Annotated in this window: 22 protein-coding genes; 19 read left to right on the plus strand and 3 right to left on the minus strand. The window is 71.1% G+C overall.

The genetic code is table 11. The annotated features are described in order from the left end of the window. Positions 1-392: 392 nt before the first annotated feature. The 5 genes from AC559T_RS19180 (at position 393) to AC559T_RS19200 (ending at position 4,386) form a co-directional block, all read left to right on the plus strand. Positions 393-1,811 carry an amidase gene (locus AC559T_RS19180; RefSeq protein WP_498869619.1) on the plus strand — a complete coding sequence of 473 codons (1,419 nt, stop codon included), beginning with the start codon at positions 393-395 and terminating at the stop codon, positions 1,809-1,811. A gap of 134 nt (positions 1,812-1,945) precedes the next feature. After that, on the plus strand, positions 1,946-2,236 hold the full coding sequence (locus AC559T_RS19185; RefSeq protein ID WP_498869620.1) for a hypothetical protein: 291 nt from the start codon (positions 1,946-1,948) through the stop codon (positions 2,234-2,236). Next, positions 2,172-3,041: a M20/M25/M40 family metallo-hydrolase gene (locus tag AC559T_RS19190; protein ID WP_498869639.1), complete on the plus strand. Its 870-nt coding sequence runs from the start codon at positions 2,172-2,174 to the stop codon at positions 3,039-3,041. The genes AC559T_RS19185 and AC559T_RS19190 overlap by 65 nt, the downstream gene beginning before the upstream one ends. A 26-nt stretch (positions 3,042-3,067) precedes the next feature. Next, complete coding sequence (locus tag AC559T_RS19195; RefSeq protein WP_498869621.1) at positions 3,068-4,075, plus strand: ArsR/SmtB family transcription factor; 1,008 nt, start codon at positions 3,068-3,070, stop codon at positions 4,073-4,075. A 164-nt stretch (positions 4,076-4,239) separates the two neighbouring features. Beyond that, entirely contained in the window at positions 4,240-4,386 is a 147-nt protein-coding gene (locus tag AC559T_RS19200) for a DUF1059 domain-containing protein (protein ID WP_018500697.1), read from the plus strand. Between the two features lie 32 nt (positions 4,387-4,418). On the opposite strand, the gene AC559T_RS19205 is transcribed toward AC559T_RS19200, so the two are convergent. Next, positions 4,419-4,778: a hypothetical protein gene (locus AC559T_RS19205; protein ID WP_112108057.1), complete on the minus strand. Its 360-nt coding sequence runs from the start codon at positions 4,776-4,778 to the stop codon at positions 4,419-4,421. Positions 4,779-4,944: 166 nt separating this feature from the next. On the opposite strand from AC559T_RS19205, the gene AC559T_RS19210 reads away from it, so the two are divergent. The 3 genes from AC559T_RS19210 to AC559T_RS19220 all read left to right on the plus strand — a co-directional run bounded on the left by AC559T_RS19210 (position 4,945) and on the right by AC559T_RS19220 (position 9,091). Then, positions 4,945-6,132 (plus strand): YihY/virulence factor BrkB family protein, encoded by a 1,188-nt coding sequence (locus tag AC559T_RS19210; protein ID WP_498869622.1) that lies wholly within the window; start codon positions 4,945-4,947, stop codon positions 6,130-6,132. A 428-nt stretch (positions 6,133-6,560) separates the two neighbouring features. Next, positions 6,561-7,769 (plus strand): glycosyltransferase 87 family protein, encoded by a 1,209-nt coding sequence (locus AC559T_RS19215; protein ID WP_498869623.1) that lies wholly within the window; start codon positions 6,561-6,563, stop codon positions 7,767-7,769. Positions 7,770-8,098: 329 nt separating this feature from the next. Next, positions 8,099-9,091, plus strand: a complete 993-nt coding sequence (locus AC559T_RS19220; protein ID WP_020461750.1) for a ParA family protein — start codon at positions 8,099-8,101, stop codon at positions 9,089-9,091. Positions 9,092-9,103: 12 nt separating this feature from the next. Here the strand turns inward: AC559T_RS19220 and AC559T_RS19225 are convergent, their stop codons facing one another. Then, positions 9,104-10,141: an aldo/keto reductase gene (locus AC559T_RS19225; RefSeq protein ID WP_112108055.1), complete on the minus strand. Its 1,038-nt coding sequence runs from the start codon at positions 10,139-10,141 to the stop codon at positions 9,104-9,106. A gap of 301 nt (positions 10,142-10,442) precedes the next feature. Here AC559T_RS19225 and AC559T_RS19230 point away from each other — a divergent pair, with 301 nt between their 5' ends. From AC559T_RS19230 to AC559T_RS19280, 11 genes are all read left to right on the plus strand, one after another. Next, positions 10,443-11,249 (plus strand): SDR family NAD(P)-dependent oxidoreductase, encoded by an 807-nt coding sequence (locus AC559T_RS19230; RefSeq protein ID WP_498869624.1) that lies wholly within the window; start codon positions 10,443-10,445, stop codon positions 11,247-11,249. Beyond that, entirely contained in the window at positions 11,240-12,511 is a 1,272-nt protein-coding gene (locus AC559T_RS19235) for a sulfotransferase family protein (RefSeq protein WP_498869625.1), read from the plus strand. The genes AC559T_RS19230 and AC559T_RS19235 overlap by 10 nt, the downstream gene beginning before the upstream one ends. Then, positions 12,508-13,734 (plus strand): MBL fold metallo-hydrolase, encoded by a 1,227-nt coding sequence (locus AC559T_RS19240; RefSeq protein WP_498869626.1) that lies wholly within the window; start codon positions 12,508-12,510, stop codon positions 13,732-13,734. The genes AC559T_RS19235 and AC559T_RS19240 overlap by 4 nt, the downstream gene beginning before the upstream one ends. After that, positions 13,731-14,537, plus strand: coding sequence for a sugar phosphate isomerase/epimerase family protein (locus AC559T_RS19245; protein WP_498869627.1), 807 nt, complete (start codon positions 13,731-13,733; stop codon positions 14,535-14,537). The genes AC559T_RS19240 and AC559T_RS19245 overlap by 4 nt, the downstream gene beginning before the upstream one ends. Beyond that, the gene (locus AC559T_RS19250) at positions 14,534-15,568 is read left to right on the plus strand and encodes a zinc-dependent alcohol dehydrogenase (protein ID WP_498869628.1); all 1,035 of its coding nucleotides are present in this window, start codon (positions 14,534-14,536) and stop codon (positions 15,566-15,568) included. The genes AC559T_RS19245 and AC559T_RS19250 overlap by 4 nt, the downstream gene beginning before the upstream one ends. A 65-nt stretch (positions 15,569-15,633) precedes the next feature. After that, entirely contained in the window at positions 15,634-16,536 is a 903-nt protein-coding gene (gene cysD / locus AC559T_RS19255) for a sulfate adenylyltransferase subunit CysD (RefSeq protein ID WP_498869640.1), read from the plus strand. Continuing rightward, complete coding sequence (cysN, locus tag AC559T_RS19260) at positions 16,536-18,479, plus strand: sulfate adenylyltransferase subunit CysN (RefSeq protein ID WP_498869629.1); 1,944 nt, start codon at positions 16,536-16,538, stop codon at positions 18,477-18,479. Before cysD ends, cysN begins: the two co-directional genes overlap by 1 nt. 5 nt (positions 18,480-18,484) lie before the next feature. Continuing rightward, on the plus strand, positions 18,485-19,198 hold the full coding sequence (locus tag AC559T_RS19265) for a 3'(2'),5'-bisphosphate nucleotidase CysQ (RefSeq protein ID WP_112108060.1): 714 nt from the start codon (positions 18,485-18,487) through the stop codon (positions 19,196-19,198). Between the two features lie 150 nt (positions 19,199-19,348). Then, the gene (locus AC559T_RS19270; protein ID WP_498869630.1) at positions 19,349-20,752 is read left to right on the plus strand and encodes an FAD/NAD(P)-binding protein; all 1,404 of its coding nucleotides are present in this window, start codon (positions 19,349-19,351) and stop codon (positions 20,750-20,752) included. Positions 20,753-20,796: 44 nt separating this feature from the next. Next, a complete protein-coding gene (locus AC559T_RS19275) occupies positions 20,797-22,362 on the plus strand; it encodes an ABC transporter substrate-binding protein (RefSeq protein WP_112108046.1) in 1,566 nt (521 codons plus the stop codon). Between the two features lie 76 nt (positions 22,363-22,438). Then, positions 22,439-23,323, plus strand: a complete 885-nt coding sequence (locus AC559T_RS19280) for an NAD(P)-dependent oxidoreductase (protein WP_498869631.1) — start codon at positions 22,439-22,441, stop codon at positions 23,321-23,323. 43 nt (positions 23,324-23,366) lie between these two features. On the opposite strand, the gene AC559T_RS19285 is transcribed toward AC559T_RS19280, so the two are convergent. After that, positions 23,367-24,287, minus strand: coding sequence for an IclR family transcriptional regulator (locus AC559T_RS19285; protein ID WP_112108045.1), 921 nt, complete (start codon positions 24,285-24,287; stop codon positions 23,367-23,369). Positions 24,288-24,665 lie beyond the last annotated feature (378 nt).

A 24,665-nucleotide genomic window follows, 5' to 3' on the forward strand; every position in this document is an offset into this window, starting at 1 on the left:
CGGCCGGGCCGCACTCGCCGACGCTGGGGACGTGGGGTCGAACGCCCGCTGTCGCGCCGGCGCCCGCTCGATGAACGGCCGTCCGAACACCGCGCCGCCGGCCCGGAATGCCGGCGAGCGCATACCGGCGACGTTTTCCCGGGATTTCCACCCGGTGTTTCCTGACGTTCCGCGTGCTGACGAAGTACTCCGGGTGACGTACTCCGGGTAGCGCCGTCCGAGTGGGCCCGCAGCCCCGCTGCCAGCCGGAAACCCAATGGACGGCGGCCGGCCGGAGGGGGGATGCATGCGCCGCATGCGAGCCTGAGTCGCCATCGAAACGATCAACCTCGCGGCCGGTGCCCGGACGGGGCCGGCCGCCGATGTCCCCTGCCTCCGAACAGGAAAGATCGATGGAGACTCACGAGTACGCATGCCATGACGGGGTCGGCCTGAGCGGGCTGATCCGCCGGGGCGAGGTCAGCGCCGCCGAGGTCGAACAGGCCGCCCGGCGGGCCCTGGAGACGGTGAACGAGAAGATCAACGGGCTGGTCGCGCCGCTGTTCACCCCGGCGCTCGATCACGGGGACGGCCCGTTCACCGGAGTGCCGTTCCTGATCAAGGACATCGGCCCGATGGCCCGGGGAGTTCCCTTCTACTGCGGCAGCCGCGCCCTCGGCCCGGGTGTGCCGGCCCAGGAGGACCACGAGCTCATGGCCCGCTTCCGGGCGGCCGGGCTGGTCACGATGGGCCTGACGACCGCGCCGGAGCTGGGCCTCAACTTCGCCACCGAGGCGGTCCGGTACGGACCGAACCGCAACCCCTGGAACCTCGACCGCGGGGTCGGCGGCTCCAGCGGCGGCGCCGCGGGCCTTGTCGCGGCCGGCGCGGTTCCGCTGGCCCACGGCAACGACGGCGCGGGCTCGCTGCGCGTCCCCGCGTCGTGCTGCGGGCTGGCCGGGCTGAAGCCGAGCCGCGGGCGCACCCCCGTCGGCGCCGACACCGGGATGGGCCTGCTCGGGATGCTCTCCGAGTTCGCCCTGACCAGAACGGTCCGCGACACCGCCCGGCTCCTGGACGTCGTCGCCGGCCCAGGGCTCGGTGACGCGTTCACCGCCCCGCCGCCCACCGGCCGCTACGCCGACGAGGTCACCGCCGACCCGGGGCGGCTGCGGGTGGCCGTCACCACCCGGGCGTGGTCCGGTGCCGCGGTCGACGGCGAGGTCGCCCAGGCGGCCGTGCGGGCCGCCGAGTGCCTCGCCGGGCTCGGCCATCACGTCGATGTCGTCAGCCCCGTCCTGGACTGGGAGAGCGTGGTGAGCGCCGTGGCGGCGGAGGCGGTGGCCTCCGCGGCGCCCTTCCTGCTCGCCCCACGGCAGCCGCCGGCCGAGCGGCTCGAGGCGGTCTCCCGGGTGATGATCTCCGCCGCCCGGGAGCGCCGTGCCGTCGACCTGGTGGCCGGGCTGAACGCGGCCGGACGGGTGAGTCGGGCGGTCGCCCGGTTCTTCGCGGACACCGACCTGCTGGTCACGCCAACCCTGGCACGGCCGCCCGCGCCGCACGGCACGCTCGACTACGACGAGGACGGCCACACCGTCGAGGGCTGGATGCGGACCCTGTTCGACCACGGGCCCTTCACCGCCGTGTTCAACATCGCCGGCCAGCCCGCGATCAGCCTGCCGCTCGGGGAGAGCGCCGACGGGCTGCCGATCGGGGTGCAGCTCGTCGCCGCGCACGGCCGGGAGGACCTGCTGCTGCGGGTCGCCGGCCAGCTCGAACGGGCGCTGCCCTGGGCGCACCGCACCCCGGCGGTGCACGCCGGCCACGGCTGAGCTGTCCCGCGCCGGGGTTACCGGGGCCGCGGCAACGTGGGGCTGGCCGGGTCCGGGCGGGCGCAGTCTCGACGAGCACGACGAATCGTCACCACCCGTGGCGTGTCGGCTCGTGTCCGACGAGGGGAGTCCTCATGCCCGTCATGTCTGCCTCACCCGCCGCGCGCACCGCGCCGGCCGGGCCCGCCGGGCCGGCGATCGAGTCCGTGCTGGAGAGCATCTCGGTCGCGCTGGCCGTGCTGCGGCCCCGGATGGACGCGGTGAGCCTGGCCATCCACGCCCGGCCGGAGCTGAAGTTCGCCGAGTTTCACGCACGGCTGCGGGCACAACCTCATCGCGGCCGGGGGCGCGGGCGCGGCGATCGCGGCCGTCCGCGCGCTGCCCGCCCACCCCGGCACGATCGCCGTCATCGGCACGCCCGGTGAGGAGATGGGCGGCGCGGGCAAGATCCGGCTCGCCGAGGCCGGGGTCTTCGACGGCGTCGACGCGGCGGTGATGTTCCATCCCGGCGACCGGTCGCTGACCGGCCGGCCCGGGCTGGCCGCTGCCCACCTGCGGGTCGCGTTCGCGGGGACGAGCGCGCACGCGGCCCTCTCGCCCTGGTCGGGGCGCAGCGCGCTGGCGGGAGCCCAGCTGTTCCTCAACGCACTCGACACGATGCGCCAGTTCGTCCCGCCGAGCGCCCGGCTGCACGGCATCATCTCGGACGGCGGCCAGGCCCCGAACGTCGTCCCGGCCCACGCCGCGGTGGACCTGTACGTCCGGGACGGCACGGCAGCCTCGGTCGAGGAACTGGTCGAGCGGGTCCGCGCGGCGGCCGCGGGCGCGGCGCTCGCCACCGGGACGGCGGCGGAGGTCACCGAGACCGGCCCGCTGTACGCGGAGCGCCGCGACAACACGGTGCTCGCCGAGCGGTTCGCGGCGGCGGTGCGCGCGCTGGGTGTGGACATCGCGCCCGGGGACCCGCGCGGCCCCGCCGGCTCCTCCGACATCGGCAACCTCTCCCAGCTGCTGCCGGTCATCCACCCGTACATCCAGATCGCCGAGGTCGGTACGCCCGGTCACTCCGACGCACTGCGCGAGGCGGCGGCCACGGCGTTCGCCCACGACCGCACCCAGGTCGCGGCGGCCGGGCTGGCCTGGGTGGTCACCGGCCTGCTCACCGACCCGGGCCTGCTGGCGGCGGCACGGGCGGAGTTCACGACGGTGTCCACGGGTGGCACGGACTGATCGACCAGCCTCCGTACAGTCAGCCCATGTCGGTCGTGATCGTGTTGGACGGCGCCGCCCCCGGCCGGTTCAGCGTCGCCGTCTCGCCGCTCGCGGAGCTGGCCGCCTGCCTGCATGTGCTGACCGGGTCCGCGCACCACACCGAGCACGCGGCCTGGGCCGACCAGGTCACCCGCACCGCCCCGCCCGCCTTCCGCGCCGGGCTGGGCCGCTTCGCGCCGCTGGCCGGCCTCGGGATCGACCGGTTCGCCGAGCTCACCGCATACGCCTGCGCCAGCGGGTACCACGGCTTCGATTTCAGCCAGGTCTGCCACGACCCGGGGCAGGCCGCCGTGCTGCGTCATGCCGCCGCCCGGCTGCCGGAGCCGCACCTCGGCCTGGCCGAGGACCTGCTGCGCGACCCGGAGGCGCTGCGCGCGGACATCCTCCGCTTTCTCGACCTGTGCGGGCGGGTGTTCTTCGGCGGGCTCTGGGCGCAGACCGCGCCCGTGCTCGACCGGGCCGCCCACCTGGTGCGGCGCCGGCTCGCCGACGGTGGGCCCGCGCCGGCCCTGGTCTCGCTCAGCCCGTCGAGCGCGCGTCTCGTCGCGCCGTCGGCCGGCCCCGCCCGGGTCGTCTTCGACAGGGTGCACCACGCGGTGATCAACCCGGCCCGGACTCCGCTGCTGCTCATCCCCACCCGCTACGGTGCCCCGCACCTGCTGGTGAAGAACGAGCCAGGTCTGCCCCCCGTCGTCCACTTCCCGGTCGAGGCGCCGGAGGTCGGCGTCACCCTGGCCCGCGCCCGTCTGCTGGCACTCACCGATCCGAGCCGGGTGCGGCTGTGCCGGCTGATCGCGCGGCAGGCCATGACCACCGCAGACCTGGCGGACCGGCTGACGATGACCCGCCCCCAGGTCTCCCGCCATCTGCGTGCCCTGCGCGAGCTGGGGCTGGTGCGGATGGAGCGCCACGGGCGGCACGTCCTCTACGAGCTCGACGTCGGCGCGGTCGGCCGCATCGGGCGAGATCTGGCGACGGCCCTGCAGTACTGAGGCACCCACGGCCGCTGGGACGTCCCGCCGGGACGGCCGTGGTTCACCAGTTGTTCCGGCGCGAGCCGGTCCGCGGACCGCACACGTGACCCGCCCGGAAGCGACAATAGGTGCGACAGCAACGGCGGTGACGGGCGCGACGCGCCCGCCGGAGAGGAGGAGCGGTGAAGCGGCGTCTCAGCTGCCCGTGCGGAGCGTTCATCGAGGGCGAGGACGAGGACGACCTGGTCGAGAAGACGCAGGCGCATCTCGCCGAGAAGCACCCGGACCACCAGTACTCGCGGGACGAGATCCTGTTCCTCGCCTACTGAGCCGGCTCGTGCGGGCGGGCCCCGGTGGTGGGTCAGCCGTGGGTCAGCCGTTCGGCGTGCGCGGACTCCGAGGCGGCAAGGTCGCCGCGCTGGCTGGTGCGCAGCTGCCAGCGGGTGGGGCCGTTGGGTCCGTGCAGCCGACCAGTGGCCAGCGCCGCCTCGATCCGGCGCCGAACCGTGTGCTCCTGCTCCGGTTCGGTGGCGAAGAGGATCCGCAGCCGTACCCCGCGGTGGCCCGTCCGCGTCGCGTGTGTGTGGTGCGCGGCGAGGGGGCAGGGAGGCTGATGCTCCCAGTGCCCGCAGAGAGCGACGGTGACCGCGGCGCCGGGCGCCGCCACGTCGGCGTCGGGGCTCATGTCGATCACGGCGTCGTGGGCGAACGCTTGGCGCATGGGGCCCAGTATGTCGACTACCTGTCCACGGCGCCGGTTCGTCCGGTCTGGCCGCGGTGGGGCTCGTCCCGCCCGGGTTGGTCCCGCGACGGCAATCTGGGTGTGTCCTCGTCCGGGCCTGGCCGGCGTGAATGTCTATCACTTCCGGCCGTCTCCAGGGTCCCCGGTGCCGACCGGCGCCGTACGTCGGCTCGGGGACGAGCGGATACGCACCGGTCTGGCGATCTGGCCCCGCTCGGCGGGATTTGCGAACCGTCCGGGCGGCAACAACATCGTCATGGTGGGGATGCGCGGGAAGCGCGCCGGTATGGGGGACAAACGGGGCGGCGAGCCGGCGGACGAGGTGCCCGCACCGGCCCGGCTCGGGCTGCGTTCGTGGTTCTGGGTGCTGGTCCGCACCGTCCGCGAGTTCCGCCGGGACGATCTCCCGGACCGGGCCGCCGCGCTCACCTACTACGGGGTGCTCGCGATCTTCCCCGCGCTTCTCGTGCTGGTCTCGCTGCTCGGCGTCGTCGGGCGGCAGGCGACCGACAGCGTCCTGGAGAACCTGCAGGAACTGACACCGGGGTCGGCCCGCGACATCGTGCACGACGCCGTCACCGGGCTGCGGGACGCCCCCGGCACGAGCGGGCTGCTCGCCGTGCTGGGTCTCGCGGCGGCCCTGTGGTCGGCATCCGGGTACATCGCGGCCTTCATCCGAGCCGCCAACGCCATCTACGACATGCCCGAGGGACGTCCCGTCTGGAAGGTCGCCCCGCTCCGGCTGGCCGTCACGGTGCTGCTGATGGTCCTGCTGGCCGGGAGCGCCGTGATCGTCGTGTTCAGCGGCGGGCTGGCGCGGCAGGTCGGCCGGATGATCGGCCTCGACGACGCGATGATCACCCTGTGGTCGGTGGCGAAGTGGCCGGTCCTGGTCCTGTTCGTCGTGGTCATGATCGCGCTGCTGTACTGGAGCACCCCCAACGCCCGGGTTCGCGGCTTCCGCTGGATGACGCCCGGCAGCCTGCTGGCCGTCCTGATCTGGCTGGCGGCGTCCGCGGCGTTCGCCTTCTACGTGTCGAACTTCGGCTCGTACAACAAGACCTACGGGGCACTCGCCGGAGTGATCGTCTTTCTGGTGTGGCTGTGGCTGTCGAACCTGGCGATCCTGCTCGGCCTGGAGTTCGACACCGAGATCGCCCGGGGACGGGCGATCTCGGTGGGCCACCCGGAGGATCTCGAGCCCTACGTCGAACCCCGTGACACCCGTGCCTGGCCCAAGGAGATGAAGGCGTCCCTGCCGGCGGGGCGGCGCCGGTCCTGGCTGCCCGGCCGGCGGTCGCGCCGCCGCATGGCTGGCGCTGCCGAGAGCTGACGACCTGCAGTCACAGCGAGACACGCTCGCCGAGTATCTCACCGCCCGGCGCGGAGTAATCCCCTATCGGAATCAGGGGGCGTCGACCGGAATCGGTGAATGCGATGCGAGCAGCACTGTCCGCCGGCGGTCCAGGCCGGCCCGGTGGGCCCTGAGCGGTGGGGCCGCAGCGGTGGCGGCGGGGCCGCGGCGGTGCGGTAACGTCTGAGCCCGCACGGATCCCGCGCCCGCGGACCTCGTTTTCCCGGTGTCGGCCCGTTGATGTCCAGTGCGTCGCGGGTAATGGGAGCCCGCAGCACGTTCGGCTTTCGGTGGATGGAAGTGCGTCCTTGAACCTGGCGCCACAACCGCGGCGCCTTCAGGCTGCCGCTCGAACAACGGGAACCGCCACCGGGCTCGGTTTCGCGGTTCTTTTCCTCACCTTCGCGGTGACCAGCCGGCTGACCGACCTCGTCGTCTACCGGTTGGGCGGGAACGTCCTGCTGCACGGCGGGGACCTCTACTCGGCGGTGGAACCCGCCTCGGGGCTGCCGTTCACCTACACCCCCTTCGCGGCGGCGGTGTTCACGCCGCTCGCACTGCCGCCGCGGCCGGTCGCGCAACTGGTCTGGACGCTGCTCCTGCTGGTCTCGCTGTACTTCTTCTGCGCCACCTCGCTGGCGGCGATCCGGCCGTCCCCGGCCGGCCGCTGGCCCGGGGTCCGCGCCGTCGGCCCGGTCGTCGGCCTGGCGATGCTGGCCGAGCCGATCCGGCGGAACTTCGACCTGGGCCAGATCAACATCGCGCTGGGGCTGCTCGTCGCGCTGGACCTGTTCGGCCGGCGCGGGCCGCTGCCGCGGGGTGTGCTCATCGGGATCGCCGCCGGGATCAAGCTCACCCCACTGATCTTCGTGCCGCATCTGCTTCTCACCGGCCGCCACCGCGCCGCCCTGACCGCGGTGGCGACGTTCGGCGTGACGATCGGCGTCGGCTTCGCGGCGAGCCCCGGCTCGTCGGCGACGTACTGGTCCGAGACGTTCCTCGACACCGGCCACGTGGGTGGCGTCCCGTTCGCCGGGAACCAGTCACTGCTCGGCGTCCTGGCCCGCCTCATGTCCGGTGCGGACAACGCGCGGCCGCTCTATCTCCCGCTGGCCGCGGTGGTCGCCGCCGTCGGCCTGGCGACGGCGGCGCGGCTGTTCCGCTCGGGTGCGCGGCTGCCCGGGGACGTCACCTGCGCTCTGACCGGCCTGCTGGTGTCGCCGATCTCGTGGAGCCATCACTGGGTGTGGGCGGTCCCCGCGCTTCTCTGGATGTCCGCGGCCCCCGGCCGGCCGCGGTGGGGACGGGGCGCCGCGGTGGCCGGCTACGGGCTGCTCGTGGCCGCTCCGATCTGGTGGGTCCCGAACACGGGCGACGCCGAGTTCTCCCACCACGGCTGGCAGTTGCTGGCCGGGAACTGCTACTTCCTCGCCGCGCTGCTCCTTCTCGGGGCGCTGGCGGCGTGGGCGCTGACGGGGGCCCGCGGCGGGCCGCGGGCCCCCGTGCCACGGCTGCCCGACCAGCGGATCGTCGGGCGGCGTGTGCCCGGGCCGCGGGTCCCCGACCCGCGGCGGCGATCAGGAGATGTGGCCGGTGCCCTTCCCGGAGGCGAGTAACCACAGCAGGTACGGCCCCCCACGACGGCGGTCCCGATGCCCACGGGCCGCGCGTCGCGCACGCCGGAACGGGTCAGCCCGTACGGCACGACGCTGGTCGGCATCGCGCGGCGGCCGGTGGGACGTCCGGGACCTCGCCTGAGCAGGGACTTCTCGGCCCGGCCCACACCATCGGGCCGGGTAGGCGTCCCCTCTGCCCCGGTCTGGGTGGGCCGGTCCCGTCGATCGCCGTAATCTGCTCGTAAGCCGGACGGGGGAGCCCGACAGTACGGCCGAGCGGAAGGCCGGTCCGTCATCGAACGGAGCGTGCGACTGGGAGCGAGGACGCGGTGAAGGTCGTGGCGATCGCCAGCTACAAGGGCGGCGTGGGCAAGACCACGCTGACCGCCAACATCGGCGCGGCCATCGCCAGCCTGGGCCGGCGGGTCCTGCTGATCGACCTGGACCCGCAGGCGAACCTCACCCTCAACTTCTACCGCGCCGACACCTGGCACACGGAGCTCGCCGACCAGCGCAGGACGGTCAAGGCCTGGTTCGAGTCGTGGCGGCCGGAGGCCATCCCGCCGCCGCTGGCCGGGTACGTGACCACCCCGCCGGTCGTGGCCGCCGCCATCGCCGCCCGCGGCGGGACGCTGGACCTGCTCGCCTCGCACCTGGCGCTCGGCGACATCGAGATGGACCTCGTCGCCCGGCTCGGCGGCGCGCAGGCGCACCGGTCCACCCGCCACTACTTCGACGTCTACCAGCGGCTGGCGACCGGCCTGGCCTCCTTCTCGCCGAACGACTACGACCTCGTCCTGATCGACTGCCCGTCGAACTTCGGGGTGATCACCCGGGCCGCGGTCGCCGCCTGCGACCACCTGCTCGTCCCGTCCCGGCCCGACAACCAGTCGACGACGGGCATCGAGCACCTGATGGGCAAGCTGGGCCGGTTCGTCTGGGAGTACAACCGGGTGGCGGAGCTGCAGTTCGGAATCCGCCCGGCGGTGAAACGGCTCGAGCCGCGCCTGCTCGGCGTCGTACTCACCATGGTGCAGTACTACCGCGGCCGGCCGACGAGCTTCCTGCGCCCGCACATCGACCGGGCCGGCAGCCTCGGCATCCCGGTGTTCGAGTCGATGCTCCGCCTCAGCAACCGGAGCTTCGTCGGCACGGCCGGCGCCCAGCTGCCGGCCGTGCTCTCCCCGGACCTCTCTCCGGACCTGGCCCGGGACATGCTCGCCCTGGTCGAGGAGTTCCTGCGGCGCATCAGGCCGGCCGGCGCCGCGACCACCCGCTCCGTTGATCCCTCAGTGCTCGTCGACCCGGCCTGGATGTCGTGACGCCGTCCGCGCTCAGCGCGTCGGTCGGCGGCGTGCCGGAGCAGCCAGGGCCGGGCTGACCCATCCGTCGTCGGCGGGGTTGATGGTCGTACCGGGAGGCACGATCTCGTCGATGCGGTCCAGGACGTCGTCGGAGAGCTCGATGTCGGCGGCGGTCAGCTGGGACTCCAGATGGTCCATCGTTCGCGGGCCGATGATCGCCGCGGTCACCGCGGGATGGCGCAGGACGAAGGCGATCGCCAGCTCGATGAGGCTGATCCCCGCCTCGGCGGCCACCTTGGCGAGTTGCTCGGCGGCGTCCAGCTTGCGCCGGTTGGCCGGCAGCGCCAGATCGAAGCGGTCGCTGAGCCGCCGCCGCGCCTCGGACGCCGGCGCCGCGGCGTCCGCGCCGGCGCTGTAGCGGCCCGAGAGCCAGCCCCCGGCGAGCGGGCTGTACGGGATCACACCCATCCCGTACCGGGCACAGGTCGGCAGGACGTCGACCTCGATCCGGCGGGTGAGGATCGAGTACGGCGGCTGCTCGCAGACGAAACGCTCCCGGCCGCGCTCCCGTGCCGTCCACTGGGCCTCGACGATCGCGGAGACCGGAAACGTCGAGTGGCCGACGTAGCGGACCTTCCCGGCCCGGACCAGGTCGGTGAGCGCGCCGAGCGTCTCGTCGAGATCGGTGCCGGGGTCGTAGCGATGGATCTGGTACAGGTCGATCCAGTCGGTCCCGAGCCGCCGCAGCGAGTCCTCGACCTCGCGGATGATCCAGCGGCGCGAGTTGCCCCGCTGGTTGGGATCGTCGCCCATCGGCATGTGGACCTTGCTGGCGAGGATGACGTCCTCGCGCCGACCACCGGCCAGCGCCTTCCCGACGATGGTCTCCGACTCGCCCCGCGAGTAGACGTCCGCGGTGTCGATGAAGGTGATGCCGGCATCGAGCGCACGATGGATGATCCGGATGCTCTCGTCGTGATCCTCGGTTCCCCAACGCCCGAACATCATGGCTCCGAGGCACAGCTTGCTGACCGAGACACCGGTACGGCCGAGAGAACGATGCTCCATGTCTGTCCTGTCCGAACACCGGCACGAACGCCGTGCGTCGGTGTTCATGTCGTCGCTTCCACGGCTGCGTCACAGCGCAGGCTAGGCCGGTCGGCGCCCGGCAGGGAGGCCCTGGCAGTCCACCCCGCGAAGCCGGCACGGGACCGGACCGGGGCCGGACGCGGTTGCGGAACGTGACCGTCCGGCGTGGTCAGGCGGTGTACGAGGGCATCCCCTTCGATCACAACATCCGCCCTCCCGGGAGCAGCCGCAGTCGAGTGGAGGCTTGACAGCGATTTACGTTTTGCTATAGCAATATCTCGTGTTCGACTTAACGGGACGTGTGGTCCTGATCAGCGGGGGGAACGCCGGGATCGGCCTGGGCTTCGCCCGTGGCATCGCCCGGGCTGGCGGTGACGTCGTCATCTGGGGCCGCCGGGCGGAGAAGAACGCCGAGGCGGCCAGGGTGCTGTCCGGGTTCGGCCACCGGGTCCTGGCGCAGGAGGTCGACGTCAGCGACGAGGACCGCGTGGTGCGGGCGATGGCTGAGGCGGTCGAGGAGATGGGCCGGGTCGACGGCGTCATCGCCAACGCGGGGATGATGCGCAACGAGCGCAGCTTCCTCGACATGACCACCGAGGCGTGGCACAGCCTGCTGGCGGTGAACCAGCACGGCGCCTACCTCACCGTGCGCGAGGGCGCGCGGCACATGAAGGCCCGGTACGACGCCGGTGACGCCGGTGGGTCGCTGCTGTTCTGCGCCAGCCTCTCAGCGTTGACCGGCAGCCCCGGCATGCAGCACTACAACGCCTCCAAGGGCGCCATGGTCGCCATGTCGCGGGGCATCGCCGTCGAGGCGGGCCGCTACGGCGTCCGCTGCAACGTCGTGTGCCCCGGGCACACGACGAGCGAGACGGTCCGGATCCCGGCGGGCAGCCCGTTGTCCGACCGCATCCTCGCCTACAACCCCTCGGGCCGGATGGGTACCCCGGACGACTTCGAGGGCATCGGCGTCTACTTCATGAGCGACTGGTCGCGCTTCCACACGGGCGATCTCGCGGTCGTCGACGGCGGGTGGATGGCGAACGCCGGCAAGACCAACATCAGGGAGCTTCCCCAGTGGCCGTGAAAGTGCTCCGCGTCGAGGGAATGCGGGAGAACCGGCGCAGTCCCGAGGAGACGAACGCGCTGGAGTCGGCCGAACGCCGTCCGGTCGACATGAGCGTCGGCCGCGTCCTCGACGCCGCCAGAACCCAGACCGGTCTGGACGACTTCGGGCCCATGGACTTCACCGAACGGCTCGGCCGGCTGCTGGACGAGGTGGCGGCCGACGACAACGTGTGGCGGGCCCACAAGGCGATCTTCGTCGACCACTGCGTCAAGGCCGCGGTCAACCGCCTGCTCATCCAGGACTACTGGACGCGCCACCCCGATGCGCTCGACGTGCGGATCACGCGGCCGATCAACGTCGTCGCGCTGCCCCGCTCGGGCAGCACCCACCTGGAGAACCTGGTCGCCGCGGACCGCAGGCTCCGTCACCTTCCGGTCTACCTGGCGGCCCAGCCGGCGCCGCGGCCAGACGAAACGCCTACGCCCGGTGCCCTGGACCCCCGGTGGCTCCGTTCAGAGGCGCGATGGCAGAACGTCAGCAAGAACGAGATCATGGCCGCGATGCACGAGCACTCGCCCGACCACGCGTGCGGCGAGAACGAGCTGCAGCTCCCCGACTTCGCCAGCTACCAGTGGGAGTGGCTGGCCCAGGTGCCCGGTTTCAGTGACCACTACCTGAGCCACGACCAGACACCGCACTACCGGTACATGCGCGACGTGCTGAAGACCATCGCGCACCAGTTCCCGGACGAGCGGCGCTGGATGGTCAAGTCGAACCAGCACAGCGAGCAGCTGGTCCCGCTGCTGGCCGTCTACCCGGACGTCACGGTCGTGATGATCCACCGGGATCCCGTGGCTACGTTGCAGTCCCTGCTCACCATGCGCGGCCTCGCGCTCAAGAACAGCCAGAAGCAGCCGGACATCGACGCGCACGTCGAGTACTGGGTGAACCGCATCGAGCAGATGCTGCGTAGATATATGCGCGACCGGGAGCTGGTACCGAACGGGCAGCTCGTCGAGCTGCAGTTCGCCGACATCATCGCCGACGACGTCCGGTCCGCGACGCACGTGCTCGAGCGGGCCGGCCTGCCGGTGACCGACGAGAGCGTCGCCGACATCCGCGCCTACATAGCCTCCCACCCGCGCGGAAAGCGCGGCCGAGTGGTCTACGACCTGGAAGGCGACTTCGGTCTCGCCGCGGACGAGCTGCGGGAACGGTTCGCCTTCTACACCGACGCCTTCGCCATCGCGGCCGAGGCGGGAAAGAGCGGCGCCCGGTGAAGCAGCCCCTGAACGCCCTCACCGTCAAGGAGGGGGAGGGCCAGCAGGACGCCGTCCCCGTCAACGACCACATCTTCACCTCGAAGGGCATCTCCAACAGCTACCTGGTCACCACCCCCGACGGCGACGTGCTGATCAACACCGGCATGTACACCGAGGCGGAGCAGATCAAGGCCCGCTTCGGCCGGGTGAGCTCCGGCCCGCTCCAAATGATCGTCTTCACCCAGGGCCACCCCGACCACGTGGGCGGCTGGTCCCAGATCACCGCGCCGGGCGTCGAGACGATCGCCCAGGCCAACCACGCGGACGTCCGCGAGTACTGGCGACGGCTGCAGCCGTTCTACTCCAGCCGCAGCACCCACCTGTGGAAGCGCGACGTCACGGGCGTCGACCGCACCTACCAGCCGCCCGAGGCCGTGGTCACCACCACCTTCCTGGACAACCACGCCTTCACCCTGGGCGGACGCCGCTTCGAGCTCTACTCGACTCCGGGCGGCGAGACGACGGACTCCCTGGTCGTGTGGCTCCCCGACGAGCGCACCGTGTTCACCGGCAACCTCACCGGGCCGCTGTTCGGGCACGTCCCCAACCTGTACACGATCCGCGGCGACAAGATCCGCGGCTCGCTGTCGTACATCCACTCCGTCGACCGGGTCATCGGGCTCGAACCCGAGGTCCTCATCACCGGGCACGGCGAGCCGGTGCGCGGGGCCGAGGAGATCCGCCGCCGCCTCACCCAGCTGCGCGACGCCACCGAGTACCTGCGCGACCGCACCATCGAGGGCATGAACGCGGGCGTCGACCTGTGGACCCTGATGGGCCAGATCACGCTGCCGCCCGAGCTGGCCATCCCGCAGGGGCACGGCAAGGTGCCCTGGATCGTCCGGGCGATCTGGGAGGAGCACACCGGCTGGTTCCGCTACGAGTCGACCACAGAGCTCTACGACGTGCCCGCCTCCGCCGTCTGGGCCGACCTGCTGGACATGGCCGGTGGGACCGGCCCGCTGGTCGACCGGGCCCGGGCCCACCTGGACGCCGGGCGGCCGGTCGAGGCACTGCACCTGATCGACATGGTGCTCTCCCGGGAACCGAAGGATCCCGAGGCCCTGCGGATCAGGCTCGGGGCCCACGAACTGCTGCTCGAGCGCAGCGGCCGGGAGAACTTCAGCGAGGTCCGCTGGCTCGAAGCCGAGATCCGTGACCTCCGGGAGATGCTGCCGTGACCCATCCCCGGCTCTCGGTCAGCGAGATGTGTACCTACCCACAGCCCTTCGCCGACGAGCTCGCGCTGTGGGACGAGCTCGGCCTGCGCCACGTGGGTCTCGTCGTCGCCAAACCCGACGACTACGGGCGCGCCGCCGCGGTCGACGCGTTGCGGGCACGTTCCCTGACGGCCACCACCGTGATCACCGGCAACTTCGACCTCTCCGCCCCCGAAAGCTGGGACGCGACCCGCGAGCGGATCAACAGCGCCGTGGACCTCGCGGCCCAGGTGGGCGGCTGTACCTACTTCACCCCGGGACGGCGCGACGGCCGTTCGTTCGACGAGCTCGCGGCGGCGCTGGCACGGGCGGTCGAACCCTGCGCGTCCTACGCCGAGTCCCGCGGGGTCCGGCTGGCGATCGAGCCCTCGCTGCGCACCGACCAGTCCTTCGTCCACACCCTGCGCGACGGCATCGACGTCGCCGACCGCGCCGGGATCGGCCTGATCGCCGACATCGGGAACTGCTGGGCGGAACGCGACGTCGAGGACACCGTCCGCCGGGCCGGACCGCGCCTGGCGGCGGTCCAGATCTGCGACGCCGTCTACGGCACACCCTCGAAGCCCTCCCCCGGCGGCCGCGTCGTTCCCGGTGACGGAGACCTCGACCTCGCGTCGTTCGTCGAGGCCGCGATCGACGCCGGATACACCGGCGCCTTCGAACTCGAACTCGTCGGCCCCGCCATCGAGGCCGAAGGGCACATCAGCGCCACCCGGCGCGCGGTGGAACGCGCGAGCGGGCTGCTCGAGGAGGTCCTGACGTGAGCCGTGCCATCGTCTTCAACGGCGACGAGACCTGGGAGGAACGCGACCTCCCCGTCCCCGACCCCCAGCCCGGCGGCGCCGTCCTGCGTGTCGAGGCCACCGGCCTGTGCCACAGCGACATCGACCACTTCCGTGGCCACGTCCACACCTCCTGGGGCGGTGCCTTCCCCTCCATCGCCGGCCACGAGATCGTCGGCCGCGTCGAGAAGATCGATTCGGCCACGGCCGAGGCGTGGGGGGTGGCGGAAGGCGACCGGGTCGCCGTCCGTGAGCTCCTTGTCACGTCCGAGGGGTACCGGATCTACGGCCACGACTTCTCGGTGGACGAGGGCTCGGGCCTGTACGGCGGCTTCGCCGAACACCTCGAACTGCTGCCCGGTTCGCAGGTCTACCGCCTGCGCGAGGACCTCCCCGCCGACCAGCTCACGGTCTTCGAACCGCTGAGCTGCGCGGTCACCTGGGTGGCGCCGGTCAGGAAGGACGACGTCGTCGTCATCGAGGGGCCAGGCCACATGGGGATGGCGACCATCGTCGCCGCCCGTGCGGCCGGAGCCTCGACCATCATCGTCACCGGCACGGCCAGGGACCGCTTCCGCCTCGACTGGGCACTGCGCGTCGGCGCCGACCACACCGTCGACGTCGAGTCCGAGGACCCCCTCGAACGGGTCCGCGAGCTCACCGAAGGCCGCATGGCCGACGTCGTCATCGACGCCGCCGCCGGTAATCCGGTCACCGTCAACCTCGCCATGGACCTCGTCCGCAAGGGTGGGCACGTCGTCATCGCCGGGATGAAGGACCGCCCCCTCGAAGGCTTCCACAGCGACTGGATCCCCACCCGACGGATCACCCTGCACCCCGGCGCGGGCCTCGACACCGAGGCGGCCGTCGACCTTATCAACGCGGGCAAGGTACCGACCGGTGAGCTGCTCGGCGACACCTTCCCCCTCGAACATTTCGAGGATGCCTTCGCGCTCCTGACCCGCAGGACACCCGGCCGAGACTCGATCCGGATCGCCCTGCGCCTCACCTAGTCTCCCGCTGCGGTATCCGGGTGCGTCCCTTGATGGAAAGAAGTCCATTCATGAGAACTCCACTGATGTCGAGGATGACGCATCTGCAGCGGCTGGAGGCGGAGAGCATCCAGATCTTCCGGGAGGCGGTGTCCGAGAGCGAGCGGCCGGTGATGCTGTACTCGGTCGGCAAGGACAGCTCGGTGATGCTGCACCTGGCGATGAAGGCGTTCTACCCGTCGAAGCCGCCGTTCTCCCTGCTGCACGTGGACACGACCTGGAAGTTCCGGGAGATGTACGAGTTCCGCGACAGTGTCGTCGACCAGCTCGGCGTCGAGCTGCTGGTGCATCAGAACCCGGAGTGCGTCGAGCGGGGGATCAACCCGTTCGACCACGGTTCGGCGACGCATACCGACCTGTGGAAGACCGAGGGTCTCAAGCAGGCGCTGGACAGGTACGGCTTCGACCTGGCGTTCGGGGGTGCGCGCCGCGACGAGGAGAAGTCCCGGGCGAAGGAGCGGGTGTTCTCCATCCGGTCCGCCCAGCACCGGTGGGATCCCAAGGCACAGCGGCCGGAGCTGTGGCGTCTCTACAACGCGCGCACGCAGCCCGGGCAGAGCGTCCGCGTGTTCCCGCTGTCCAACTGGACCGAACTGGACGTGTGGCAGTACATCCACCGCGAGCGGATCCCGATCGTTCCCCTCTACTTCGCCGCGCACCGCCCCGTCGTCGAACGGGACGGCGCGCTGATCATGGTCGACGACGACCGCATGCCGCTGCGTCCCGGCGAGGTGCCGGCCCGACGCAGCGTCCGTTTCCGCACGCTGGGGTGCTACCCGCTGACCGGCGCGGTGGAGAGCACCGCCGGCACTCTCCCGCAGATCATCCAGGAGATGTTGCTGACGACGAGCTCGGAACGCCAGGGCCGGGTGATCGACCATGACTCGTCCGGGTCGATGGAGAAGAAGAAGCAGGAGGGGTACTTCTGATGGCGCACGCGACCAACGACCTCGTCGCGGACGACATCGAGGCCTACCTGTCGGCGCACGAGCACAAGTCGATGCTGCGGTTCATCACCTGCGGCAGTGTCGACGACGGGAAGTCCACGCTGATCGGGCGGCTGCTCTACGACTCGAAGCTGGTGTTCTCGGACCACCTCGCCGCGCTGGAGACCGACTCGAAGAAGATCGGCACGCAGGGCGACGGCCTGGATTTCGCGCTGCTGGTGGACGGGTTGGCCGCCGAGCGGGAACAGGGCATCACGATCGACGTGGCGTACCGGTTCTTCTCCACCGAGCGGCGGAAGTTCATCGTCGCGGACACCCCCGGGCACGAGCAGTACACCCGGAACATGGTCACCGGGGCGTCCACCGCGGATCTGGCGGTGATTCTCGTCGACGCCCGCAAGGGTGTGCTCACCCAGACCCGGCGACACAGCTACCTCGTCTCCTTACTCGGGATCCGCAACATAGTCCTGGCGATCAACAAGCTGGACCTCGTCGACTACTCCCGGGACGTGTTCGCCGGCATCGAGGCGGACTACCGGGCGTTCGCGGCCGAGATCGGACTGAGCGACATCGTCGCGATCCCGTTGTCCGCGCTGGCCGGGGACAACATCACCGCACTGTCGCCGAACACTCCCTGGTACACCGGCCCCACCCTCGTCGGTCACCTGGAGTCCGTCGAGATCGCCGACGACCTGCACACCGGCCCGTTCCGCCTGCCCGTGCAGTGGGTCAACCGGCCCAACCTGGACTTCCGTGGCTTCTCCGGGCAGATCGCCGGCGGTGCCGTGCGCCCCGGAGACCGCGTTCGAGTGCTGCCGTCCGGTCAGGAAAGCACCGTCGCGCGGATCGTCACCGCCGACGGCGACCTCGACGAGGCGGCCGCGGGCCAGTCGGTCACTCTCACGCTCACGGACGAGATCGACGTCAGCCGCGGCGACGTCCTCGCCGCGGCCTCGGATCCGCCCGCAGTCGCGGACCAGTTCGAATGCCACCTCGTCTGGATGGCCGAGGAACCCATGCTTCCCGGCCGTCCCTACCTGCTCAAGATCGGGAGCTGCACTGTCGGGGCGACGGTCACGCAGCCGAAGTACAAGGTCAATGTCAACACTCTCGAGCACACCGCCGCCCGCACCCTCGATCTCAACGAGATCGGCGTGTGCAACATCAGCCTCGACCGGCAGATCCCGTTCGACCCCTACACCGCCAACCGGGACCTGGGCGGGTTCATCCTCATCGACCGCTTCACCCAGGCCACCGTGGCCGCCGGGCTGCTGCACTTCGCGCTGCGTCGCGCCGACAACGTGCACTGGCAGGCGGTCGAGGTGGACAAGGACGCCCGCGCCCGGCTGAAAGGCCAGCGCCCGGCGGTCATCTGGTTCACCGGCCTGTCCGGCGCCGGGAAGTCGACCATCGCGAACCTGGTCGAGAAACGGCTCCACGAGCAGGGCTACCACACCTATCTGCTGGACGGTGACAACGTCCGGCACGGCCTGAACAAGGATCTCGGGTTCACCGACGCCGGCCGGGTCGAGAACATCCGCCGCGTCGCGGAGGTGGCCCGGCTCATGGTCGACGCGGGCGTCATCGTGCTGGCCTCGTTCATCTCCCCGTTCCGCGCCGAACGTGCACTGGCCCGCGACCTGCTCGGCGCCGGCGAGTTCGTCGAGGTGCACGTGGACGCGCCCCTGGCGGTGGCCGAGGCCCGGGACCGCAAAGGGCTCTACGCCAAGGCCCGGCGCGGAGAACTGATCCACTTCACCGGCATCGACTCCCCGTACGAGCCCCCCGAGAACCCCGAACTGCGCCTCGACGCCAGCGGCGCCCACCCGGCCGCGGCCGCCGCCGACCTGGTCGTCGACCATCTGCGTCAGGCTGGTGTGCTCGCCCCGCCCGCGCCTCGCCCGACCCCGCCCGCCGGAGCATGAACAGCATGGACGATCACGCACTTGCCACGGCCCTCGCCGAGCAGGCGGGGTCCCTCCTCCTCGACATCCGCGGGCGGGGTGGGGCCGAGGGGGATCGCCAGTCCAACGAGCTGCTGCTGCGCCTGCTCGCGCAGGCACGTCCGGACGACGCCGTGCTGTCCGAGGAGAGCGCCGACGATCCCATCCGCCTCACCCGGGGCCGGGTCTGGATCATCGACCCGCTCGACGGGACCCGCGAGTACGGCGAGCCGCCACGGGACGACTGGGCCGTCCACGTCGCCCTCGCCGTCAACGGGACACCCACCGCGGGGGCGGTCGGACTGCCCGCCGCCGGCCTCGTGCTGCACACCGGCGAACCACCGGCCCTCGCCGCCCCGACTCCCGGCCCGGTCCGCCTCGCCGTCTCGCGCACCCGCCCACCCGCCTGCGTCGACCAGCTTGTCGCCCGCCTGGACGCGGCACTGGTCCCCATGGGTTCCGCCGGCGCCAAGGCCATGGCCGTCGTCCGCGGCGACGTCGACGTCTACGCCCACTCCGGCGGGCAGTACGAATGGGACTCCGCCGCCCCCGTCGCCGTCGCCCACGCCGCGGGCCTGCACACCTCCCGCCTCGACGGCAGCCCCCTGCGCTACAACGAGCCCAACCCCTACCTCCCCGACCTGCTCATCTGCCGTCCCGAGCTCACCGACACAGTCCTGCGAGCACTCCATGACGCCTGACCGGGGCCCCCGCGGCCTTTCCCCGTGGGCCGCCGGGAAAGGCTGCCGACACACGGGCGGCGGGGAGCCGGGATGACACACGCCGAGGGACGCACGTGCGGTGACGCAGCGGCCGGGCGTCGAGGTCGGACTGGCGCCGGCGGCCCGTCCGTGGCGATCGTGGGAGGAGGCGCCAGCGGCGCGCTGTGCGCGACGCACCTGCTGCGGGAGTCGACGAGGTCCGGAGCGCTGGTCCGCATCACGATCATCGATCGGGACGGCGGCTACGGGCCAGGGCTCGCCTACGGGACCACGTATCCCCGGCACCGCCTCAACGTGCCGGCCGGCCGCATGAGCGTCTTTCCCGACCAGCCGGAGCACTTTGTCGAATGGGCGCGGGGCGCCGGAGTCCCAGCGGACCCCGGTGCTTTCCTGGCACGCGGACTCTACGGGTCCTATCTGACCGAGGTCCTCGCCTCGGCCGAGCGCGACGCGCTGCCCGGCGCGATCGAGTGGGTGCCGGCCGAAGCCACCGAGGTCTCCGTCGCCCCGGACAACGCAGGGCTCCGGATCGGGCTGCCGGGCAGGGAGCCGATCGACGCCGACTGCGTGATCCTGGCGCTCGGCGTTCTTCCCAGGGAGCCTCCCGGCTGGGCGACGAAGCCCGGCTGCGCCGCGCGCTACGTGGCGGACCCGTTGCGCGGGGACGCTCTCGGACGCATCGAGGACGGGGACGACGTTCTCCTGCTGGGCACCGGGCTCACGATGGTGGATGTGGCTCTGCGGCTCACGGAGCGGCGGCCGAGGTTGACGATCCGGGCCGTCTCCCGGCATGGCCTGCTTCCCCACCGGCACCGGCCGGCGGATCCCGCAGCGGGTTCGGTGCCCGCGGTGAATTTCAGCCCGTCGTCCGGTGCGGGCCCTCGTGACCTGGTCCACGCGATCCGCCGCGCCGCGGCGGTGGACCCCTGCCGGTGGCGCGAGGTCGTCGACAGCCTGCGAGCCCGGTCAGAGCAGGTGTGGAGCGGACTCGACCACGACTCCCGACGTGTTCTCCTCGCCCGGTTCGGGCGCTACTGGGACATCCACCGCCACCGCATGGCGCCCGAGGTCGCGGTCTGGATCGACGACCTGGTGCGGTGGCGGCAGCTGCGGCTCGGCCGGGGCAGCGTCGTCGAGGCGGCGAACGACGGCGACGCGCTGCTGGTCAGGCTCCTGCAGGACGGCCAGCTTCGTGAGCAGCGGTTCCACTGGATCGTCGACTGCTCGGGCCCGCCGGCCGACGTCTCGCGCTCCCCGGACAGGCTGACAGCCCAGCTCCTCACCTCGGGCTTCGCGAGAGTCGAACCGCTACACCTCGGGCTGGAGACGGATCCGGGCGGGCGGCTGATCGCCCGTGACGGGAGACCCCACAGCAACGCCTTCACGCTGGGCCCCCCGCGCCGGGGCGGCCTGTTCGAGACGACGGCGATCCCGGAACTCAGAGAACAGGCCCAGTCACTGGCGGAGAAGATATCGGCGCTGCTTTACAGCGGAAGTCGGCGCCGTGGCGCAGGTGCGGAAACCGCGCAGTAGAAGACCCGAAAACGTTCCTGATATCAATCGCGAGGGAAAAGTTCATGATGTTCAGTAGGTCTCGATTAATCGTTACGGCCGTTGTGTGCGGTGCGGTTCTGGCTCTGGGGGCCTGTGGTGGTGCTGATCCCGCGTCGTCGACGGGCGGTGCCACCGGAGAGCCGGTCGCGGGTGGTCATGGCCGCATCCTGATGCTCAGCGACCCCCGTAGCCTGGACCCGGCGACGCTCGGCAACGCCTACGCGACCACCGGCGCCCTCGGTAACGCCCTGTACGGCACCTTGATGACGACCGACGACGCCGGTGAGATCCAGTACACGATGGCCGAGTCGTTCACCACCACCGACGGCGGCGCGACCTTCACCCTGAAACTGCGCCCCGGCCTGACGTTCTCCGACGGCACCCCGCTGGACGCCGAAGCGGTGAAGTTCGACTGGGACCGCCTCAAGGATCCCGCCACCCGCGCGACCAACCTGTCCGAAGCATCGATGATCTCCTCGACCGAGGTCGTCGACAGCACCACACTGAAGATCGCCATGGCGGCGCCCGCACCGAAGTACGCCCACTCGGTCATCACCTCCACCCTGAACTGGATCGCCTCACCCGCGGCTCTGCAAAAGGGCGCGCAGGCCTTCGACGCGGCCCCGGTCGGTGCCGGGCCGTTCACCCTGACGAGCTGGACCCGCCAGGCAGCCATCGAACTGGCCAGGAACCCCCGCTACTGGGACGCACCCAGGCCCTACCTCGACCGTCTCACCCTGCGCACCACCTCCGACACCAGCCAGCGCTTCAACACGGTGCTCACCGGTGGCGCGGACGTGGCCATCGAGTCGAACCCGGTCAACATCGAAAAGGCCACCGACGCCGGCCTGCCCACCACCGTCATGGCCCTCAGCGGTGGCACCTTCATCGCGCTGAACACCCGCCGGGCACCCTTCGACGACGTCCGCGCCCGCCAGGCCGTCGCCGCCGCCCTCGACATGGACGCGCTGAACCTCGCCGTCTACAACGGCAAGGGCGAACCCGTCGACACCCTGTTCAGCGACACCTCGCCGTTCCACTCGGACACACCACTGCGCACGACGGACAAGGCGACCGCCCAACGGCTCTTCGACGAACTCGCTGCCGAAGGAAAGCCGGTGACCTTCACCTACTCCAGCGCTCCCACCACCGAGAACAGGAACACAGCCGAGAACATTCAGGCCCAGCTCGGCGCTTTCAAAAACGTCAAAGTCAACGTAAAGGTCATCGAAGTGACCGAACTCGCCGCGCTACGCACGACCCACGACTTCGACGCCGCCACCTCGTCGGCGTTCTTCCAGGACCCCGAGCCACGGCTGTGGACGGCCTTCGCCGCCGGTTCGGCCGCGAACCTGTCCGGGATCAACGACCAGGAACTCAACGACGCCCTCCTCGCCGGCCGGACCGGTACGTCGGAACAGGAACGCGCAGCCGCCTACAAGACGGTGCAGCAGCGACTAACCGAGCTGTCCCCGGTGGTCTTCCTCACTCGAGCCGAACCCAGCGCCATCGCGGGAAAGAACGTGGGCGGCCTCATCCAGTACGGACTCGGATCTCTGCTGCCCGACCAGATCTGGATCCAGAAGTAGCGGTCGTTCCTGATCCGGGCGCCGACCCGACGACAGATGGGCTCCGACCCGTCGGAGATCACCCAGGGGGGTACTTGTGGACACTCCGCCGATTTCCCCCGTTCCGCCGGGCGTCGGGGGAACGAGAGTCGGTTTCATCGGGCTGGGCAGCCAGGGCGGGCCGATGGCCCGGCGCATCGCGGACGAGGGCTACCCTCTGACGGTCTGGGCTCGCCGCGCGGCGTCCGTGGAGCCGTTCGCGGGGGTCGCCGCCGTAGCTTCCACGCCTGCGGAGGTCGGCGAGTCGAGTGACGTGGTCGGCATCTGTGTGGTCGCGGATGCCGACGTGGAGGACGTGCTGCTACGGGACGACGGTGTCCTGGCCGGTATGGCAGCCGGGGGAGTCGTCGTCATCCACTCCACGATCCGTCCGGAGACCTGCCAGCGCCTTGCCGCCGAGGCGGCGAAGCAGGAGATCTCGATCATCGACGCGCCGGTCAGCGGCGGAGGCGATGCGGCCGCGCAGCGCAGGCTGCTGGTCATGGTCGGTGGTGAGGACGACGCCGTCGCGCGGTGCCGCCCCGTCCTCGAGGCCTTCGCCCGGCCGGTGATTCATCTCGGTCCGCTCGGAAGCGGTCAGGTGGCGAAGCTGGTGAACAACTTCGTCTTCACCGCACAGGTGGGCCTTGCCCTCGAGACGTTCTCGTTCGCGCAGCGACTGGGCATGGATCGCGCCGCGGCGGCCCAGGTGTTGGCACACGGCAGCGGCGGTACCCGCGCCAGCGCGATCCTGGCCGCTTCCGGCTTCGACACCACGGGGCTGCGTCAGGCTGAGCCGCTGCTGCGCAAGGACGTCGGCATCGTTCTTGACGTCGCCCGGGCCGCCGGTGTTCCGGAACCGGCCGCTCTGGTCGAACTCGCCCGAAACACCTTGAGCGCTCTGGGAAACGGCCCGAAGGCCCAGGTATCCCCGAAGGCCTAGGTAACGACGCCCGTCGGCGAGGCTGGACCCTCTCCCCTCGCCGTCAGCGGCGTCCTGGGGGTCTGCCTTCCTGGCTCTGGGCGGGTGGGCGACCGCGTGCCTGACGGGTGGCGATGGTCGCGGCACTGGTGAGTCGTCGGCCGAGGTCCAGGACGGTGGTGACGGGGACTGGTTGGCCGGGGCCGGTGATGCTGAGTGAGAGCAGGACGCGTCCGATGGGGTCGAAGATCGGCGCTGCGATGGTCTTGAAGGTGATTTCGTCGGAGTCGGTCAGCGTGTCGAGGGAGAGCAGCATTTCGTCGGTCTGACTCATCGCCTTGGCGAGGTGCTGTTCGGCGTCGTCGTCGGTTGGTTCGTTGCGCACTCGGCTCATCGCCTTCATCACCGCGGGTGCGGAGATCGCGGGCAGGGGGACGCTGAAGCCTCGGGCGCGGGTCTCGGTGAGGACGTTGCGGTAGAAGTCGGCGAGCGCCGGGGGGAGGGCGGCGCGTTCGAGCCAGGTGCTGATGGCCGTGTCGTCGGCCCAGGCCATGAACACGGCGCCGATCGGTGCGAGTAGGGGCGAGCGGTCGCCGGGGTAGCCCAGGCTCGGGGTGGGTGGTTGCGGTCCGCGCCGTGCCAGGAAGATGACGTCTCTCCCCGCGATCGCGCTCACTCCCGTCTCGGTGCCGAGTTCGTCCGCGAGTATGTCGGCCTGCTCGATGGCGGCCCCGATCGCCGGGTGCTGTTCGAGGGCGGCGAAGCCGGTCACCGCGAGTGCCGGTCCCAGGACATAGGTGCGGTGGGCGGGGTCGCGTACCACGAACCCGCAGTCGGTCAGCACCGCGAGGGTGGCGTGCGCGGAGGCGATGTTCATCCCCAGGTGCCCGACCAGCTCGCTGATCGTGAAGCCGCGGGACGGGTGCGCGGTGAGGAACGAGACGATGTCCGCGGCGCGGGCGGAGGCGGGTGCGGCACGGGCCATGGAGCGACCGTAGCGGATCAGGCCCCTTGACAGCAATCTGCGTTTTGCTATAGCAATGTCTCTATGTGGCGACGGTGTCGCCTGTTCGTGAATCCCACCCCGTCGGCCGGATCGCAATGTTGTGTGATCTGACCGTATGTCACCAGCTCCAGACGGCTTCGAGCAGCCTGAGGAACCAGACCGGCGCCGTCCTGCTGTCGTTCATCGACCTGCTCTGCGAAAAGCATGAACTCCGGGGCTGTCAGTGGCGTGTGGAATGCGTGGGAGCGTATGCGATCTGTCGTGGCCCCGCAGATCCGATCAGATTTCTCGGCCTTCAACTGGACGACTGTGCGTGATCGGAGGGCTCATCCCGTGGGCAACACAGCCGCAGAGCAA

It is taken from the genome of Frankia sp. Hr75.2, from assembly GCF_949319125.1.
GTDB lineage: Bacteria > Actinomycetota > Actinomycetes > Frankiales > Frankiaceae > Parafrankia > Parafrankia soli.

Excerpts from the sequence above, each read along its gene's own strand:
- AC559T_RS19180 (WP_498869619.1), top strand. The coding sequence starts at position 393 with ATGGAGACTCACGAGTACGCATGCCATGACGGGGTCGGCCTGAGCGGG.
- AC559T_RS19185 (WP_498869620.1), top strand. The coding sequence starts at position 1,946 with ATGCCCGTCATGTCTGCCTCACCCGCCGCGCGCACCGCGCCGGCCGGG.
- AC559T_RS19195 (WP_498869621.1), top strand. The coding sequence starts at position 3,068 with ATGTCGGTCGTGATCGTGTTGGACGGCGCCGCCCCCGGCCGGTTCAGC.
- AC559T_RS19205 (WP_112108057.1), bottom strand. The coding sequence starts at position 4,778 with ATGCGCCAAGCGTTCGCCCACGACGCCGTGATCGACATGAGCCCCGAC.
- AC559T_RS19225 (WP_112108055.1), bottom strand. The coding sequence starts at position 10,141 with ATGGAGCATCGTTCTCTCGGCCGTACCGGTGTCTCGGTCAGCAAGCTG.
- cysD (WP_498869640.1), top strand. The coding sequence starts at position 15,634 with ATGTCGAGGATGACGCATCTGCAGCGGCTGGAGGCGGAGAGCATCCAG.
- cysN (WP_498869629.1), top strand. The coding sequence starts at position 16,536 with ATGGCGCACGCGACCAACGACCTCGTCGCGGACGACATCGAGGCCTAC.
- AC559T_RS19265 (WP_112108060.1), top strand. The coding sequence starts at position 18,485 with ATGGACGATCACGCACTTGCCACGGCCCTCGCCGAGCAGGCGGGGTCC.
- AC559T_RS19275 (WP_112108046.1), top strand. The coding sequence starts at position 20,797 with ATGATGTTCAGTAGGTCTCGATTAATCGTTACGGCCGTTGTGTGCGGT.
- AC559T_RS19285 (WP_112108045.1), bottom strand. The coding sequence starts at position 24,287 with ATGGCCCGTGCCGCACCCGCCTCCGCCCGCGCCGCGGACATCGTCTCG.